A 14,057-nucleotide genomic window follows, 5' to 3' on the forward strand; every position below is an offset into this window, starting at 1 on the left:
GTCGCTGCACCTGGGCCGGAGCGGCCCAGGTGCGGTCCCGGTGCATGCGGTTGACGTGCTCGGCTTTTATCGCGTTCGGAAAAAAGGGGTGCTGAATATATGCAAAAAAAGGTATTAATCATTTCTTCTGATAATACAGGACATGGACATAAGAGTATAACTGAATCTTTGTGCGAAAAGATTGGTGTTAATAGTGATGAGGTAAAAACACATGTAGTTGACGGGTTTTCACTTGGCGGTAAACTTCTATCTTTAATTGGAAGTTCTTATGGACCAATAACCCGAACCTCTGGATTCTTATGGAAAATAGTTTGGAAATTAACAGCAATAAAAGCATCTTTGGTAAACAATTTTATCGAATTACAAATTAAAAGAAATTTTTTACAGCTTATTGAGGAAGTTGAACCGGATGTGATTTTATCGGTCCATCCTAACTTTAATGGATCAATTCTCAATATTTTAGAAAAGCAAAAAATTAAAATACCTTTTCTAACGTTAATTGCAGACTTAGTAAATATTTATCCATTGTGGGCAGACCGGAGAGCAGATTATATTTTAAGCCCTACGGAAGAAGCAAAAGAGAAATGTTTGGAGTTTGGGGTGCCTAAGGAGAAAATAGCTGTTTTAGGGTTTCCTGTACGTTCTCGTTTCTTTGCCAATGATAAAAATGTGCAGGTTGCACAAGACCAAAAACCCCCTCTTAAATGCTTAATTATGAGCGGTGGTGAAGGGGTCGGCAATATGAAAAGGATTGCTGAAAATATGTTAGATAATTTTGATTGTAGGGTGAAAATTATTGCAGGAAGAAATGAAAAATTAAAGGCTGAATTAGAGGAAACGCTGAGTAGATATGGTGAAAAAGTTGAGATCTATGGTTTTACGAAAAATATTCAAGATTTAATGTTTGCATCCGATATTGCTCTTACAAGAGGTAGTCCAAACATTATGTTTGAAGCCGTAGCGTCAAACACTCCACTTATCATTACTGGTGCTTTACCTGGTCAAGAAGAAGACAACCCTGCATTTGCTCAAAAGCTAAATCTTGGCGTAGTATGCAACGATATAAATAATATTAAACCGATTATTGAAGATTTATTAAAAAATGATGGTTATAAGTTGAACAGCATTAAAAGATCACAAAAAGCGTTCATCAATGATCATGCAGCAGAGGATATTTTACAGTTTATTTTAGAAACTGTAAAACTTTATTATCAGGAAGAGACAAATGATGACGTTAGTCTTTCGTACAATTAATAATCTATTTAACTGGCATACATGGCAGTATTCCAAGTAAGGAAAAGCTTATTTGGAATACTGTTTTTTTTATTACGGTCCTGGTTCCTCACCCGGACATTCGTGACGGACTGCGTATTGTAAACGGCTTTAACATTTGTAACCCTGGGGTGAGGAATTAATGATTGATGACCTTTTGGAGTTTGTACCAGTCATTTTATGGAAAAAATAGGTGAAGAAATATCATTTAGAAAACATATGGATCTACGCTTTCCTAAAAAAGGTCTAATTAAGTGAAGCCGCATAAGAATAAATTACTTTTCGTTGATTTTAAAGGAGTCACTTTAGTTTAAAAACTGTTTAAGTTTTAAAATAAAGGAGTTTAAAAATAACCGATAAACTAATTAGAGGATATATCCCTATGATTATTAATAAATTGTTGCTGACAAATTATATTAAGGATGAACCTAATGAAATTGAGAAGCCTAGGGATTTAAAAGATAGGTTCGGTAAAGATGGATTACATGAGCTTGAGGAAATATACGGAAAGTAGTACGTGTTTCGTAATGTAAAGGATGATATGACAATGAGGTGTAAGAGTTTTGACTATAAAACTTCGCTTATTCTTATCTAATGCATTAATAATTATAATTTTATTAATTGCTTTCCAATTTGAAGAGTTGATAGAAAAGGATGACTTAGAGCTAATACTTAGTGATGTTGAGCAGATGGACATACTAGACAAAAGCGAAGCTATTGCTTTTGCTATATATAAAGATGAAAATATCTTATACGACATAGGAGGTTTTCAGGAAAATGAACTTTTTGATATAGCTAATGATCAAGAATCTCGCCATCATTTTACTAAGGATAATAGCGCCCTATATTCGATAAATAGTGGGGACTATCGACTTTATTTATCTTATGAATACGGTGGTGAAGAAAATAACATTGAAGGTTATAACTCCCCTTTTCCTTGGGATATTGTAATAATGGTGCTTATTTTATTTGTTGCAATCTGGCTGTTAAACAGGATGGTGTTCAAGAGTATTGCTGTTCCTTTGGATATTCTTGTTGATGGAGTGCGTGAAATTCGTGATGGAAACCTTAACTACCGTCTTCGATACAATAGAAAAGATGAATTTTTAAGTGTCTGTGAGGATTTTAATGAAATGGCTGGGCAGTTACAAGGATTAATAGAAGCAAAAAAGAAAGATGATGCAAATAGGAGAGAATTAATGGCTGGAATTTCACATGATTTGCGTTCACCACTTACATCCATTAAAGCATATGTGGAAGGTCTAGAAAAAGGTGTAGCTTCAAATCCCGAGATGAAAAAGGAATATTTAAGGAGAATAACTGAAAAGACCGGTGACTTAAATCATGTTGTCAATCAACTTTTTTTGTTCTCAAAATTGGATACAGGTGATTTCCCTCTTTCAATAGAAACCCTTGACATAGGTAAGTTGCTAAAGGACTATGAACAAAATATCACAACAGAGTATAATGAGCGAGGGTTGGAAACAACCTTTTTAAATTTTGCGGAAAATGTTTTCGTAAAAGTTGACTCTGTTCAAATACGAAATGTTTTCACAAATATTATTGAGAATTCTTTAAAATACGGAAACCAAGAACATAACTCACTCACTATAGAATGTATTCCAAGGGGAGAAGAAGTAACAATCACATTTCAAGATAATGGACCAGGTGTGCCCGAAGACAAGCTTAAAAATTTATTTAATGTTTTTTATAGAACAGATGCAGCTAGACAGAACCCTGGCCAGGGGAGTGGACTGGGTCTCGCCATTTCACATAAAATCATAGAGAGATTTGGAGGTACTATTTCTGCAAAAAGTCCTTCTAATAGTGGTTTGATCATAACCATTGCTCTCCCTATAGTTGGAGGTAAAAATGAAACGGATTCTTATAATTGAAGATGACTATGCAATAGCTGAAATAGAGAAGGATTTTCTTGTAATTGATGGTTATGAAGTAGATATTGTAGAAGATGGAAAAAAGGGGCAGGAGGACGCTTTGTCAGGTAAATATGATTTAATACTGCTAGACCTAATGTTACCTAACATGGATGGAATCGAAATCATAAGGAGAATTAGAGATCATTTAAATATTCCAATATTAATGGTAACTGCTAAAACTGAGGATATAGATAAAATTAAAGGATTGGGCTTAGGTGCAGACGACTACATTACCAAACCTTTTTCTCCAACAGAACTTGTAGCTAGGGTGAAAGCAAACTTGGCGCAATATGAAAGAATATTATCGGAAGAACCTCAACTGTCAATTCCTAAAGACATTGTTTATGGGCGCCTTCGTATAAATACACAATCACGACGGGTCTATAAAGATAACGAAGAAATATTTATTAAGAACAAAGAATATGAGTTGTTATATTTCCTAGCCACAAACCCAGAGACAGTCTTCACTAGAGAAGAATTATATACACGTATATGGGGACTAGATGCCTATGGTGACAGTAGAACAGTTTCTGTCCACATAAATCGGTTAAGAGAAAAAATTGAAACAGACCCCTCTAACCCCAATCATCTACAAACTGTTTGGGGAGCCGGTTATCGTTTTCAGCCATAGATTATTCTGAACAATCTAGCAAAAAGTAGAATGCGTTTCTTAAAAATGAAATTACACAACATTTACGAAAAGAGATCAGAAATAGAAGAGCTTACTTTAGTGGACTAAAAATTACAGAGGGTGTTACGTCAAAGTATTGATGAGAAAAACATCAATGAAAAAGGAGTTACACTCAGTTTGGCGCAAGTGAATTTCAAGATATATTATACCGTATTTGTTTTTATAGCACTTGCAGGTTTTGAACATATCATAATTGGATTGTTCCCACCATTATTTCAGTACATTGCACAGGATTTAGCAATAGATGTTGCTGATTTAGGTTTTATATCAGGGATGAATATCCTGGTTACAGCTATTTCAGCGCTCGTTTGGGGTTACCTCTCAGGTAAATATAACCGAAAAAGACTAATTATAATCGGTACTGTTCTTTGGGTACTGTCCGTATTTTTAACAGCAATTAGTAGTAATTTCGTTCAGTTGCTACTTTACCAAATGTTGACGGGAATTGGTTTGGGGTGTATGGCATCGATTGGCTTTAGTGCCTTGACTGACTATATCCCTTACAAAAAACGAGGTTTTGTTCTAAGTCTTTGGGGAATGGCTCAAGGGTTTGGTGGGATTATGGGTTCCATTTTGGCATCATCAACTGTAACTACTACAAGTTGGCGGTGGCCTTTTGAACTAGTAGGGTTTATCGGAATCTTTCTAATTATTCTCTTCTTATTTGTTTCAGAACCAAAACGTGGAGGTGCCGATCCTGAATTAGAGAACCTTAACCATAACGATCAATCCTATGATTACAAAATAGAGGCTAAACATGTAAAAGCAATATTGTTAAAAGGAAGTAATGTTTACTTATATATCCAGGCTTTTTTCATGAATATTGCGACTGGAAGCCTAATTTGGATTCCAACTTTATATATATATAAAACCGTAGAGCAAGGCTATTCCATGGAGACAGCTGTTGTTGCCTCAGGATATTTTTACGCCATTTTTCAAATTGGAGGAATGGCATCGGTATATTTAGGACATTTAGGCGATAAAATTCAAACCAAAAGCTTTAAGGGACGTGCATATTTAACATCAATTTTTGTATTCCTTACATTACCACTGTACATATTGTTTTTCTTTTTGCCAATGACAGGTCTGGACTTACCTGAAACTAGTAATTCATTAGTAATTTTTGTAAATATTGTTAAGCAAATTTTCACAAACCCTTGGGTTGCTTTATTATTTATTTTGTCCTTTTTTGCTTCCGCATTCCAGTCAGCCAATACACCTAATTGGTTGGCTTTAATTACTGACGTAAACCTGCCAGAACATCGAGGAACTGCCTTTAGCGTAGCGAATCTATTTAACAGTTTAGGACGGACCCTTGGGAATGTAGGTGTAGCAATAGTACTTGGGATTGTCTCTACTCATTTTGTGGAACCATACAGCTATGTTGTCACATTATCCCTGCTACAAATATTTCTTATCCCTTCTGCTATTTGTTATTTAAAAATGGCTAAAAATAACGTTACTGATATCAAACAAGTGAAAAAAACGCTCAAACGTCGGGTCGAAGAAGGCTGATTTAAACTTGTTGGAGATTTCACAAAAACTGTATGCCGCTTAGAAAACGAGAATCTGCGTAAACGATTAGCACTGAATGCACACAAGGATAGTGCTGAGCTCGGATGGGCTGCTGGAGCTGCTGAACAAATGAGAGATTTTATATGAAGAAGTAATCGGACTGGATAGAAAACGTCCAATGAAAAAGAAAAAATTAATGTAAGAAGTACCAAAAGCAGAGGGATAACCGATGAAGAAAAAAAAGATGCGAAAAGGGCCATTTCAAATTATGTCGTTCAGTGCGATCGGAATAGCTAATGCCGCAGTAGACATCGGTTCATTAAATGTGCTGCTGGTGCTTTTTCCTACGGACGAGCGGGGAATTCTCGCCTTATATAATACAATTGCTTATTCACTTGCATTGGCAAACAGCTATTTCTGGAATTCATATATCACGTTTAGACACAGTGCTGAAGGAAGCAACAGACAACGGATTGCATTTATACTCCAGGGAATTGTCAGTCTCGGTGTCAATAATCTCGTGTTTCTTGGAGCAAATCAGCTCTTTCAAATCATTGAAATCCCACGCTGGCTCAGGTATAACCTAGCGAAAGGTCTCGCAATGTTTTTATCCTTTACTGCCAGCTTTTTCATGGTAAAGCATTTTGTGTTCAGAGATTCCTCAAAAAAATAATATGCAGTAACACGTATTTTTTTGAAAAAAGGTGCTTCTCTATGTTGAGAAGCACCTTTTTAGTTCTGTTATTGACAGTTTAGTTAGTACCAAGGGGAATTGATGAATAAGCTCGTTTCACCTTTTTAGGAAAAGTGAAAGTTCCTTACTACATCATGCCGCCCATGGATTAGCTTCATAAAATAAAGTAATATAAGGGTCGAAAAACCTCATTATAATCACTTCCAGAAGGTCAAAACAATAATTTAGTCTTTTGAAAGAAAAACAAAACATGAATGAAAGTATGGCATTAATTTCAACTTTGATTTCAAAGCTAACTCCGTTAATTACGATATCGTCTAATATGAAAGCTGTAGTTTTGTATGGAAACACGAGAGAGAATGGAAATACAGAGGTCATGACTGAACGAGCTATTAAAAACCTCTCAGCTCATCGAGTTTTTCTCAAAGACCTTGAGATTAACCATGTCGTGGATCAAAGACATGAAGAGAACGGATTTACCAGAATTCAGGATGATTACGATCAGGTCATCCTTTCCATGATTGATGCGGATGTAATCATATTTGCTACTCTTATCTACTGGTACGGAATGTCGAGTATCATGAAAATATTTATGCGAAATTTTATTTAAGTGAGCGTTAAAAGCATCTACCTAGTTACTTGACATTTTATAGCTGGTCTTTATATAAAAAACATTTTAGAATACCTCTTGATACCAATTATTTCAAAATTGGGCATTTAACTCAAATGATTGTTTTCACAATATATCGTTATTGAAGATAAGCGTCCCTTTCATGAAGAATTGATTTCAAGATAATTAGATAATTACTAACAACCTCTTATTTTTCACCCTTAAATTGAACAACAAAGTTTTCTTATTACTAGGGAGTTATATCTTCTTAAGCGCCAAATGGTCAAACTATCAAACATTTTAGCTTTGATTCTTCCAAATTCTTTCTGCTAAACTAGGGGCTATTCGATTCAAGTTTTTAAGGATCTTCACTTTGCTAATCGCCACTTCATAACGTTTTTTAGTAAAGGCTTCAATAAATTCATCCGTGAGTCGATCAAGGGAGATTTTATTTGTTCCTCTCCCTTTGGTCATCTCTGTGTCTACTAATGGTGGAATAATTTCAAATACATGTACTGCTGAATTCTCCAATTGATAACGTAACGTCTTGGTAAAAAGATATGTCATGATTGAGAAAATTAAGGAAAATAGATCCTCTTTAGTGGAAGACTCAAAATCAAGATAATTATCCATTATCAAGAGAATCTTTTTTTGATTACTTAAATTAAAGAAGGCACATTTCTCCTCATGATAGAAATGCACCTAGTTAAAGAAAAACAAAAAGCTGAATATCACTGGATGATTTTCAAACTAATGTTTAAGGACCTTCCACTATATTCACTCATGATAATTAGCAGGAAGTCATGATAATCTTCCATTTCGAATATATACAATATAAATGTTAGCTTACTGTGGAACAATCCTTGGAATGTCTACTACTTCCTCATTAATTAATGATTAAAGACGCTCTTAAATTGTTAATTCCGTTTTCCAAATAACCCTTTAAGCAAGTTAATGCATATACCAGCCTCCTTTCTTTTTTCTAGCTGAATCATTTTATTAGGTATTCAGATTTGCCTCTTTTACATTAAGACTTGAAATCAAGATAAATATTACTCCTGATTATGTATTGTTTATATTTAAACGGTAATATACGAAAACGCAAATTGCATAAAAAGGTGCTGCTATACAAATAAAAATTATGCCAGAATATAACTTTTCTTTATCATATAGATCTAGGTTTGCAGCAAAGTGCAACAACCAAGTTTTGAAGTGATATGCAAGGCAAAATCGGTGACTGGAATCAAAGCAGTTAGTTCGTCTTTATATTGTGATTCTTGAATAGCCCGCCATATAGACTCTTCATCTCTGATGTCTGCAATAATTAAATCACGGTAAAGTTCTTCATAACCATATTTGATTGGATTTTCTTTGGAAGATGCAAGGACAACCACCTTATATCCTTGTTCATAAGTGGCTTTCACGTATTTCACTCCATAAAAGCTGGGTTCCACTAAACCAACCACTTTGATACTCATTCCTCATCCCTCCTGTTAATTATTACAAGTCTCTTCCCTTGTGGTGACCTGGCATTTATTCTATACTCACCCCATAGATCATGACAGACGATAATATTAATCGAATCAATCACTTTATTCGATAACAGGAGGTTCCTATGGAAACGAAACAGTTAGTTACATTTAAAACTGCAGCAGAAACACTGAATTTTACGAAGACAGCCAAAGCTCTTCAGTTTGCTCAATTGAGTGTTACCGCACAGATAAAATCTTTAGAAAAAGAACTGGATACGCCCTTATTTGAACGGTTAGGAAAGCGACTCTACTTAACGGAAGCTGGTCGCCAATTCAAAAAATATGCAGATCATATGCTCTTATTAACAGAAGAGGCACATTTGGCTGCGAAAGGTTTAGAAGAGCCCTCCGGAACCTTAGTGATCGGAGCCCAAGAAAGTCAATGCACCTATCGATTGCCATCAATTTTAAGGGCATTCAAAGATCAATTCCCGCAGGTCAAACTGGTTTTCAGACCTGCCCATTCAGACGAAAAGGCAAAAGAACAGCTCATAAATGGGACATTAGATATTGCATTCATTATGGATGTGGACAAGCCGAAGGACCCATTGAATGTCGAGACGCTCATCCAGGACAATATGAAACTGGTTGCAGCTCCGGACCACCGTTTACATACAAAAAAAACTTTACTTCCAGAGCACCTTGAAGAAGAGACGCTTCTACTGACCGAAACAGGCTGTTCCTACCGTACAATCTTAGAAGATTCTCTTCGAAAAGCTGGAGTCCATCCTACAAATAATTTTGAATTTGTGAGTATCGAAGCGATTAAGCAATGTGTCATAGCTGGATTAGGCGTAGCTATACTCCCTGAAATGGTGGTAGAGAAAGACATCCAGGAGGGGAGAATAAAAGAGTTGAATTGGCAAGGTGATACACCTGCCTTCTATACTCAAATCGCATGGCACAAAGATAAGTTTATGACCATCCCTCTCGAAGCCTTTATTGATTTAACCCGAAAAATCCTTCAACCTTAAAAAGAAGGGTGTCGCCTGCTAGGGAGCATCCTTCTTTTTCGATCAATCAAAAAATTCGATTGTTTCAATTAAAATAATCAGTTTTACTAATTAAAAACCCTCGTTTATCATTTGGTACAACATATAAAAATGAGGTGAAGGAATGGTTTTTAAAAGGTATTTTCTAATGTTTTTCCTTGCAGATATTATCTCCGGATTTGGTGTAGGAATGAGTACGATTGGTGCAAACTGGTATTTATTAGACCAAACCGGTTCAGCAACAGCTGTAGGGGTAATGTTGACGTTGAATGTTTTCGCTGGGTTTTTATTATCTCCTTTAACTGGAATCATAACGGATAGGTTCAATCGAAAAAATGTCATTCAAGAAACCTTTATTTCAAGAGCTGTTTTAATTGGTGCGTTAACCGCCTTGTTTATCCTAGACGGGTCCTCCATCTATTACATATACGCTTTTGCCATTATCAATGGGATTGGGTGGAGCGTCTACATGTCTGCATCCAGAAGTTTAATTCAAGAACTATTACCTGAAGAAGAACTCTCGAAAGGGAATTCATTAATTGAGATCAGCTTACAAGTAGGCATGTTTATGGCCGGAGCAGCATCTGGGTTCATTTACAAATATATCGGCTTTGAGGCTATTTTACTTATTAATGCGTTGATGTTTGTAGGTAGCTTTCTGTTTATGATCTTTGTTAAGTATCACTCCATTAGCTTAGAAACGTTGAAGGATACTTTACCTCTTTTACCAAAGGCGTACAATACCTAAAGACGCATAAATTGACCTTTTTGTTAGGCATTGTTTCGATTGTTCCCCTGATCTCGACCATGATCTACAATGTAGTCCTCCCTGGATATGTAAACGACACTCTACATGCCGATTCAGTGGTATTTGGATTCTCTGATATGAGCTACGGAATAGGCGGGTTGTTGTCAGGTCTTTTAGCTGCTCCATTTGCTAAGAAAAACTCTGAAAACAAAGCAGTCGTGGTTATTTTCATACTTGCCTTTGCTACACTGATTGGATTAGCAGCTAACAGACTTGTACTGTTCATTTATCTAGGAAGTTTCATCATTGGACTTTCCAATTCCTCTTTAAGGATCATTATGAAAACACAATGCTCATGGAAATCGTTCCGAAACGGTTAATGGGTAGAACTCTTTCCGTTTGGATGGGTATTGCACTACTGTGTCAGGCGTTATTAGCGAGTGGACTAGGACTGCTCATAGATATATCCTCCCCTTTCATTGGTTTTGTAAGTATGGGAGGACTAATGATTAGTCTAGGTATACAAGTGTTTGTATGGAGAAAATCTCATAAAGAAAAAACAAAAATCGATTACGAGGTGGTTTAATATGAAAAACTGTAGTTTTGTATGGAAGCACTAGGGAGAATGGAAATACGGAAACCCTCACTGAACGGGCTATTAAAAACCTCTCCGCCCATCGAATCTTTCTGAAAGACCTTGAAATCACCCATATCGTGGATCAAAGACACGAAGAGAGCGGTTTTACCAAGGTGCAGGATGACTACGATCAGGTCATTCTTTCCATGATTGATGCGGATGTGATCATATTTGCTACTCCTATCTACTGGTACGGAATGTCTAGTGTCATGAAAATGTTCACCGATCGCTGGTCTCAAACAGCAAGAGATGATAAGTTCCCTAATTTTAAAAAGTCAATGACAAATAAACCGGTGTATTTAATTGCCGTGGGCGGAGATAAACCTAAAATAAAAGGGTTGCCTCTTGTCCAACAGTTTAAATATGTGTGTGAATTTATGGAGTTTACTTTCAAAGACTATATATTGGGGAAAGGTGTAAAGCCTAATGATATAGTCTTTGATAAAGAATCACTTCATCAAGCAAAAACAATTAATGATACTTTAATGGAAAATCATCGTACACTTCGCACATAAATAATCTTCTTCTAGGAAGTTAAAAATTAATTGAATTGATTTAAGAGACATGCTCAATAGGTAAGCATGTCTCTTAGTTTATTTGCAGTGTATTATTTTTACAGCTAATTACATAGTGACTTATTTTTATTTTTTTCTCTTAATTCTTCTAAAAGTCTAAATACCTTTCTAAGTTCTGATTCTTCGTTCACCTCGGTAATTTTAGTATTATTCGTAGTGATCCTGATTTCCAAATTGATTACTTCTTAATAATCAGATACATTTGAACTCTTTGTAATAATCGGGTTTAAATAATCTCCTTACTTCTAAAGCGAAAGCATAAAGGCATCTCCGTGAAATAAGTCCTCTTTCTTCTTATCTTCCCACCAAACTCCGTAAGAATAATAATAGGTCCCTTTTTGTGAAGGTTCGGAAAAAACTTTTTCATTGAGACCTCCTCTTCGTCACTTTCACTTATCTGGATTAAAGTGAATTTATTTGGATTAGGTTTATAGTCGATTTTAAAAGAGTCCCCGGGATTTACAAGAATAGGTTCTTTTCCTTTTAAGAGTTCACGAGGGCCTCCCGTGTCTGGACACGTACCATTCCAGAAATATGTACCACGAATTGTCTCATACGTTTCATTTTCGATTTCTATCTTTACTTCCTGAGGCTTTTCACCAGGTAATCGATTTTGAGATTGCGAACAACTCATTAGGCTCAAGCTAATAGAACCATTAATGCCAATAGATATTTTTTGATACACGCCCCTCACTTACAATAGAATTTTTCAAATGGATAATGCTAATTTTTCAACGATCTTACTAAAGGGGGCTGTTCTTACTAAACAATCGCCCCCAATAGTTGAAGATTCGAAGTCGAGAGATCATGACTAGACAAAAGCTTTTGACACTCCTCTTTAGATCCTATATACTAGTCTATCCTGATTGTCGAGAGTAAAAAATAATTTGTCGTTATTAATCAATAAAAGGGGAGGCACTTAAATGGATATTAAAGTATCTGACTTAGTGGAAGCAAAACGTCAAATTAATTCAACACTACACAAACTTAGAGAGACAGTAAAATCTTTTGAAGCTAAAGAAAATCCTGATAATTATAAATCTCAAATCACTCTAGCTAAAAGGCGGATAAAAGCCTTTGAAATTTCCGTGTTTCTAATTAAAAGAGAAATTAACGACCGTAGTGAAAAAAGCTAATTCAGAGATATTTATGCAAATGATGCTACTTTATTGAGCAATCGCCCTGTTTGTTTAAGACTCGATACCAAGTTATTAACCAACTTTTACGGATTTACCCTTTCTATCAATGGCCCCATATCAATTAACGTCCTTTTCCCCCACTCCGTGATCAATTCACAATAGCTTTCAGTATCATGCATCTCTTTTTCTACATCAGCAATGGTCATTGACCAAGAAACTTTTGGTAGTTGTTGTTCATTCTCGTGTCTCTTGATTTTCCACGTTCTGCCCTCAATGTCCTTCGCTGCAAGAGTACGAATTTCAGGTCCAGTTAAGTTATTTTCTAAGTATGTTCGTAGTTTAGATTCGATCCATACAAGTGCATCATCACTATAACCATTATGTTGAATCATATAACAAGCAACAGTAAGAAAATGGACTTGGCCATAACCAGGATCCGTAAGCTCTAGGGCAAGAAATTCATGATAAATGGATTGGCATGTCTTTCCTTTAGTAAGACAGGCACCACATTCTGTACAACACTTCTCTTTCATTATTTCCCCTCCTGAAAATATGGTATAAATAAGTTTAAATGAAGTATAAGATTGATAATCCCTTTTTTAGAATTAGTGCCCACGATAGGTGAAGACTCGGATTCGAGATTTATTTCAAAAGTAACTTCTAATTAATTTCTTCTTCATAGTATTCTTCTAAGACACGAATTCTTTTTTCTAACATCTTATTCCTTACAGCAGCTTCTACATAGGCCCCCACTGCTACTGCAAATGCAAACCAGGATAATAACCAATCCAACTGAGTTCCCTCCAATTCAATATATTATCTCACTACTGAAAAGCCCCCGTTACGTGAAGACTCGATATCAAGATATTTTTAGAGTCATATGCAACTAATCAAATTATCAATCGTTAAATTTTTTTAGTGCTTCCTTCTTCTTCTGTATCATATGTGTTAAAGCGTATAGGAACTTTAGATATCGAGAAGAGTGTTAAATTGATAAAGATACAAAAGCTAAAAAAACAATAATAAACAGCCAGCCTGTCATTTTTCTCTCTTTACTAAATTCCTCCACACCTATTACCAACAATAATAATCCTAAGAATATATCCATTTGGGTGTTGAATTTAAAGTCCATATTAATCAGTCCGTATAATCCATATATAATAACTATTACCGCTAGCACGTACTTCGAGATTTTTAGCCACATAAATATTCCCTCGCCTTAGAATAGTCCCCAATAACTTATATCCCTTTTTTAATAAAACATTCTATTTTATGTAAGAAGTCAAACTATTTTAGTTTCAACTTACTTATCTACAATGAGCTTTAGCTAACATGCTAATTCTTAATTAAAGGAAGTAGCTAATTATTGAAAGAATAATCATTATAAACGCACTTCCAAACATAAAATACAAAAGTATCTTGGTTGGTAAAGGTACCTTTCCCGCAGTGTTTTTCGCATAACCTTCGATATTCTGTTTGTGGGCTATAGCATCATTGAACGGTTTATTATAGTTTCCATTACTCATATATGATTTAGCACCTCCACTATACAAGTTCAATAATTTTCCTAATTCTCCTCTACCGAAAACCCTAGTAGTAAACATACAGTTTAGACTAATTTTAGTTTCAAAGCTGACTATTAATGAAGTTTGTTTAAAGTAAAGCCCCCTCGTATAATACTTATAAGAGCTCTTCCTAGAGGAATTTCCAGTTGG

19 protein-coding genes are annotated in these 14,057 nt (G+C 35.5%); 12 read left to right on the forward strand and 7 right to left on the reverse strand.

Features of this window, described 5'->3' with window-relative positions; all coding sequences use genetic code 11:
- Window positions 1-99 precede the first annotated feature (99 nt).
- The 7 genes from HOP45_RS06700 (at window position 100) to HOP45_RS06725 (ending at window position 6,719) form a co-directional block, all read left to right on the forward strand.
- Window positions 100-1,254 (forward strand): MGDG synthase family glycosyltransferase, encoded by a 1,155-nt coding sequence (locus HOP45_RS06700; protein ID WP_181348138.1) that lies wholly within the window; start codon window positions 100-102, stop codon window positions 1,252-1,254.
- Between the two features lie 400 nt (window positions 1,255-1,654).
- Window positions 1,655-1,786 (forward strand): hypothetical protein, encoded by a 132-nt coding sequence (locus HOP45_RS20670; RefSeq protein ID WP_255437509.1) that lies wholly within the window; start codon window positions 1,655-1,657, stop codon window positions 1,784-1,786.
- 49 nt (window positions 1,787-1,835) lie between these two features.
- A complete protein-coding gene (locus HOP45_RS06705) occupies window positions 1,836-3,167 on the forward strand; it encodes a sensor histidine kinase (protein ID WP_181348139.1) in 1,332 nt (443 codons plus the stop codon).
- Complete coding sequence (locus tag HOP45_RS06710; RefSeq protein ID WP_181348140.1) at window positions 3,145-3,840, forward strand: response regulator transcription factor; 696 nt, start codon at window positions 3,145-3,147, stop codon at window positions 3,838-3,840. Before HOP45_RS06705 ends, HOP45_RS06710 begins: the two co-directional genes overlap by 23 nt.
- Window positions 3,841-4,026: 186 nt before the next feature.
- Window positions 4,027-5,415 (forward strand): MFS transporter, encoded by a 1,389-nt coding sequence (locus HOP45_RS06715; protein ID WP_370457971.1) that lies wholly within the window; start codon window positions 4,027-4,029, stop codon window positions 5,413-5,415.
- Window positions 5,416-5,644: 229 nt separating this feature from the next.
- A complete protein-coding gene (locus tag HOP45_RS06720; RefSeq protein WP_181348142.1) occupies window positions 5,645-6,088 on the forward strand; it encodes a GtrA family protein in 444 nt (147 codons plus the stop codon).
- Window positions 6,089-6,359: 271 nt separating this feature from the next.
- Complete coding sequence (locus HOP45_RS06725) at window positions 6,360-6,719, forward strand: flavodoxin family protein (RefSeq protein WP_255437510.1); 360 nt, start codon at window positions 6,360-6,362, stop codon at window positions 6,717-6,719.
- A gap of 300 nt (window positions 6,720-7,019) precedes the next feature.
- On the opposite strand, the gene HOP45_RS06730 is transcribed toward HOP45_RS06725, so the two are convergent.
- Window positions 7,020-7,352 carry a Rossmann-fold NAD(P)-binding domain-containing protein gene (locus tag HOP45_RS06730; RefSeq protein ID WP_181348143.1) on the reverse strand — a complete coding sequence of 111 codons (333 nt, stop codon included), beginning with the start codon at window positions 7,350-7,352 and terminating at the stop codon, window positions 7,020-7,022.
- Between the two features lie 542 nt (window positions 7,353-7,894).
- A complete protein-coding gene (locus tag HOP45_RS06735; RefSeq protein WP_181348144.1) occupies window positions 7,895-8,197 on the reverse strand; it encodes a hypothetical protein in 303 nt (100 codons plus the stop codon).
- Window positions 8,198-8,334: 137 nt separating this feature from the next.
- Between HOP45_RS06735 and HOP45_RS06740 the strand changes: the two genes are divergently transcribed.
- The 4 genes from HOP45_RS06740 (at window position 8,335) to HOP45_RS06755 (ending at window position 11,143) form a co-directional block, all read left to right on the forward strand.
- Entirely contained in the window at window positions 8,335-9,225 is an 891-nt protein-coding gene (locus tag HOP45_RS06740; RefSeq protein WP_181348145.1) for a LysR family transcriptional regulator, read from the forward strand.
- 142 nt (window positions 9,226-9,367) lie between these two features.
- Complete coding sequence (locus tag HOP45_RS06745) at window positions 9,368-9,991, forward strand: MFS transporter (protein ID WP_181348146.1); 624 nt, start codon at window positions 9,368-9,370, stop codon at window positions 9,989-9,991.
- A 137-nt stretch (window positions 9,992-10,128) separates the two neighbouring features.
- Complete coding sequence (locus tag HOP45_RS06750; protein WP_181348147.1) at window positions 10,129-10,371, forward strand: hypothetical protein; 243 nt, start codon at window positions 10,129-10,131, stop codon at window positions 10,369-10,371.
- Between the two features lie 223 nt (window positions 10,372-10,594).
- Window positions 10,595-11,143 (forward strand): flavodoxin family protein, encoded by a 549-nt coding sequence (locus HOP45_RS06755; RefSeq protein ID WP_181348148.1) that lies wholly within the window; start codon window positions 10,595-10,597, stop codon window positions 11,141-11,143.
- 286 nt (window positions 11,144-11,429) lie between these two features.
- Here HOP45_RS06755 and HOP45_RS06760 read toward each other — a convergent pair whose 3' ends face one another.
- Window positions 11,430-11,888 (reverse strand): hypothetical protein, encoded by a 459-nt coding sequence (locus tag HOP45_RS06760; protein WP_181348149.1) that lies wholly within the window; start codon window positions 11,886-11,888, stop codon window positions 11,430-11,432.
- A 238-nt stretch (window positions 11,889-12,126) separates the two neighbouring features.
- Between HOP45_RS06760 and HOP45_RS06765 the strand changes: the two genes are divergently transcribed.
- Window positions 12,127-12,339 carry a hypothetical protein gene (locus HOP45_RS06765; protein WP_181348150.1) on the forward strand — a complete coding sequence of 71 codons (213 nt, stop codon included), beginning with the start codon at window positions 12,127-12,129 and terminating at the stop codon, window positions 12,337-12,339.
- Window positions 12,340-12,425: 86 nt separating this feature from the next.
- On the opposite strand, the gene HOP45_RS06770 is transcribed toward HOP45_RS06765, so the two are convergent.
- From HOP45_RS06770 to HOP45_RS20535, 4 genes are all read right to left on the reverse strand, one after another.
- Complete coding sequence (locus HOP45_RS06770) at window positions 12,426-12,875, reverse strand: DUF5946 family protein (RefSeq protein ID WP_181348151.1); 450 nt, start codon at window positions 12,873-12,875, stop codon at window positions 12,426-12,428.
- Window positions 12,876-13,002: 127 nt separating this feature from the next.
- Complete coding sequence (locus tag HOP45_RS20675; RefSeq protein ID WP_255437511.1) at window positions 13,003-13,134, reverse strand: hypothetical protein; 132 nt, start codon at window positions 13,132-13,134, stop codon at window positions 13,003-13,005.
- Window positions 13,135-13,327: 193 nt separating this feature from the next.
- Entirely contained in the window at window positions 13,328-13,546 is a 219-nt protein-coding gene (locus tag HOP45_RS20990) for a DUF3953 domain-containing protein (protein WP_181348152.1), read from the reverse strand.
- A gap of 142 nt (window positions 13,547-13,688) precedes the next feature.
- On the reverse strand, window positions 13,689-14,057 hold a 369-nt coding region (locus tag HOP45_RS20535), incomplete at its 5' end, for a hypothetical protein (protein ID WP_219914503.1).

Origin of the sequence: Thalassobacillus sp. CUG 92003 (assembly GCF_013618635.1) — a bacterium.
Taxonomy (GTDB): Bacteria; Bacillota; Bacilli; order Bacillales; family Halobacillaceae; genus CUG-92003.

Excerpts from the sequence above, each read along its gene's own strand:
- HOP45_RS06720 (WP_181348142.1), top strand. The coding sequence starts at position 5,645 with ATGAAGAAAAAAAAGATGCGAAAAGGGCCATTTCAAATTATGTCGTTC.
- HOP45_RS06730 (WP_181348143.1), bottom strand. The coding sequence starts at position 7,352 with ATGGATAATTATCTTGATTTTGAGTCTTCCACTAAAGAGGATCTATTT.
- HOP45_RS06765 (WP_181348150.1), top strand. The coding sequence starts at position 12,127 with ATGGATATTAAAGTATCTGACTTAGTGGAAGCAAAACGTCAAATTAAT.
- HOP45_RS20670 (WP_255437509.1), top strand. The coding sequence starts at position 1,655 with ATGATTATTAATAAATTGTTGCTGACAAATTATATTAAGGATGAACCT.
- HOP45_RS06725 (WP_255437510.1), top strand. The coding sequence starts at position 6,360 with ATGAATGAAAGTATGGCATTAATTTCAACTTTGATTTCAAAGCTAACT.
- HOP45_RS06750 (WP_181348147.1), top strand. The coding sequence starts at position 10,129 with ATGAGCTACGGAATAGGCGGGTTGTTGTCAGGTCTTTTAGCTGCTCCA.
- HOP45_RS20990 (WP_181348152.1), bottom strand. The coding sequence starts at position 13,546 with ATGTGGCTAAAAATCTCGAAGTACGTGCTAGCGGTAATAGTTATTATA.
- HOP45_RS06735 (WP_181348144.1), bottom strand. The coding sequence starts at position 8,197 with ATGAGTATCAAAGTGGTTGGTTTAGTGGAACCCAGCTTTTATGGAGTG.
- HOP45_RS06740 (WP_181348145.1), top strand. The coding sequence starts at position 8,335 with ATGGAAACGAAACAGTTAGTTACATTTAAAACTGCAGCAGAAACACTG.
- HOP45_RS06745 (WP_181348146.1), top strand. The coding sequence starts at position 9,368 with ATGGTTTTTAAAAGGTATTTTCTAATGTTTTTCCTTGCAGATATTATC.
- HOP45_RS06700 (WP_181348138.1), top strand. The coding sequence starts at position 100 with ATGCAAAAAAAGGTATTAATCATTTCTTCTGATAATACAGGACATGGA.
- HOP45_RS06770 (WP_181348151.1), bottom strand. The coding sequence starts at position 12,875 with ATGAAAGAGAAGTGTTGTACAGAATGTGGTGCCTGTCTTACTAAAGGA.
- HOP45_RS06710 (WP_181348140.1), top strand. The coding sequence starts at position 3,145 with ATGAAACGGATTCTTATAATTGAAGATGACTATGCAATAGCTGAAATA.